This is a genomic window from Glycomyces tarimensis, assembly GCF_054776215.1.
Genome location: NZ_BAAHCB010000013.1, coordinates 1 through 1,879, shown reverse-complemented (window position 1 = coordinate 1,879; position 1,879 = coordinate 1). Strand labels below are relative to the sequence as shown.

Annotated in this window: 3 protein-coding genes; all 3 read left to right on the top strand. The window is 69.3% G+C overall.

All coding sequences use genetic code 11. The features are described 5' to 3' along the window. Nucleotides 1-556 (top strand): DUF2243 domain-containing protein (locus ACYVK3_RS11585; RefSeq protein ID WP_460497475.1); only part of this gene is annotated, 556 nt, incomplete at its 5' end. Next, nucleotides 553-1,341: a cytochrome c oxidase assembly protein gene (locus ACYVK3_RS11580; protein ID WP_460497474.1), complete on the top strand. Its 789-nt coding sequence runs from the start codon at nt 553-555 to the stop codon at nt 1,339-1,341. The genes ACYVK3_RS11585 and ACYVK3_RS11580, both read left to right, overlap by 4 nt. Nucleotides 1,342-1,398: 57 nt before the next feature. Continuing rightward, nucleotides 1,399-1,842, top strand: coding sequence for a DUF4383 domain-containing protein (locus ACYVK3_RS11575; protein WP_460497473.1), 444 nt, complete (start codon nt 1,399-1,401; stop codon nt 1,840-1,842). Nucleotides 1,843-1,879: the final 37 nt, after the last annotated feature.

Sequence of the window (1,879 nt, the reverse complement as noted above, 5' to 3'; positions counted from 1 at the left end):
TCCGCTCCTCACCGGCCCGTCCCGTCCGCCGCACCGAGCGATGCCGCCGCGATCTGAAGGCGAGCTCGTGAACGACCGAAGCGATCCGCAAGCCGAAGCCCCACACGACCGCGTCCGATCGCTGCTCGCGACCGGCGTGATCGGGGTGGGCGTGATGGCGGGGGTGGACGAGATCGTGTTCCATCAGATTTTGGGGTGGCACCACTTCTACGATCCCTCCACCTCTGACGTGGCGCTCCTGTCCGACGGGCTCTTGCACGCCGGTGAACTCATCGCACTGACGGCGGGCTTCTTCTGGTTCGCGGACCTGCGCCGACGCGGTGTCCTCGATCCGCGCTTCGCCTGGGCGGGATTCCTGATCGGATCCGGCGCCTTCCAGCTGTTGGACGGCATCGTCAACCACAAGGTGCTCAGGCTGCACCAGATCCGATACGGCGTCGAGCTGTGGCCCTACGATTTGGCGTGGAACCTGTTCGGCGCGGTGCTGCTCCTGACGGGGGCCGCATTGGCGGTCGCCTCCCGCGCTTCGGACCGGTCCCGGCGCAGGGCCGGATGATGACGGCGCACGGCACCGGTTCCCCGTCGACGCACCTGGCAGCCGCCCTGGTCCTGATCTTCGCGGTGGCCGCCGGATACCTGTGGGCGGCGTCGCGCGACCGCGACGGCTGGAGCCGGTGGAGGACCGCCGCGTGGCTGGGCGGCTGCGCGACGGCCGGCCTCGCGGTGTCCCCGTTGGTCGACGCCGAGCCCGAACCGGTGGTCCACATGGCGCGGCACCTGATGCTCGGCATGGTGGCGCCGATCGGGCTCGCGCTCGGCGCGCCCGTGACATTGCTGCTGCGCACGCTCCCGACGGCGTCGGGTCGCCGACTGACGCGGGTCCTCCGAGCCCGGCCGATCCGCTGGCTCGGGCATCCCTTCGCCGCGGCGACGCTCAACGTCGGCGGGCTCTACGCGGTCATGCTCACGCCGCTGCACGCCGCCGCGTCCCAACAGCCACTGCTGCACGGCCTCGTCCTCGCGCACTATCTCGCGGCCGGGTACCTGTTCACCTGGTCGATCATCGGACCTGACCCGGCTCCCCACCGCCCGGGAACGGCGACCCGAGCGGTGGCGTTGGCCGCAGCGGTGGCCGCCCACGCGTTCCTGGCCCGATACCTCTACGCTCACACCCTGCCGGTGGGACACGACCCGCAATCCGTCCGCGCCGCCGCTCAGCTGATGTATTACGTCGGCGACCTCGCCGACCTGGTCATCGCCGTGATCCTGTTCGGCACGTGGTACCGCGGGCGCGCCCGTCGCGACCAGGTGGCGAAGTCGAGTGCGCACCGGCTGGCATGAATCCGAATAAGACGGGTAGTCCGGGCTCAACCTCACTTCTCGGAGAGGAGAGTTGCGATGTCCGACATCAATGCCCCGGTGCGTGCGGGACGCACGCCCGTCCAGGTGACCACGATGGTGGTGGCCGCCGTGTTCCTTGTCGTGGGCGTGCTCGGGTTCATCCCGGGCGTGACCACCGAATACGACTCGATGACCTTCGCCGGCCACGAATCCTCGGCCATGCTGTTCGGCGTCTTCGCCGTCTCGGTCCTGCACAACATCGTCCACCTGCTGTTCGGGATCGTGGGTTTCCTCATGGCCCGCTCGGTGAGCGGATCGGTGGCGTACCTGATCGGAGGCGGCCTGGTCTACCTGGTCCTGTGGATCTACGGCCTGGTGATCGATCTCGATTCGGCCGCGAACTTCGTCCCGGTCAACAACGCCGACAACTGGCTGCATCTGGGCCTGGCCATCGGCATGATCGGGCTCGGAACGGCCTTCCGCATGCGCCTCAGGAGGTGACGCCCGATGCGTGGCGGCCCGTCCGGGCCGCCACGCC

Excerpts from the sequence above, each read along its gene's own strand:
- ACYVK3_RS11580 (WP_460497474.1), top strand. The coding sequence starts at position 553 with ATGATGACGGCGCACGGCACCGGTTCCCCGTCGACGCACCTGGCAGCC.
- ACYVK3_RS11575 (WP_460497473.1), top strand. The coding sequence starts at position 1,399 with ATGTCCGACATCAATGCCCCGGTGCGTGCGGGACGCACGCCCGTCCAG.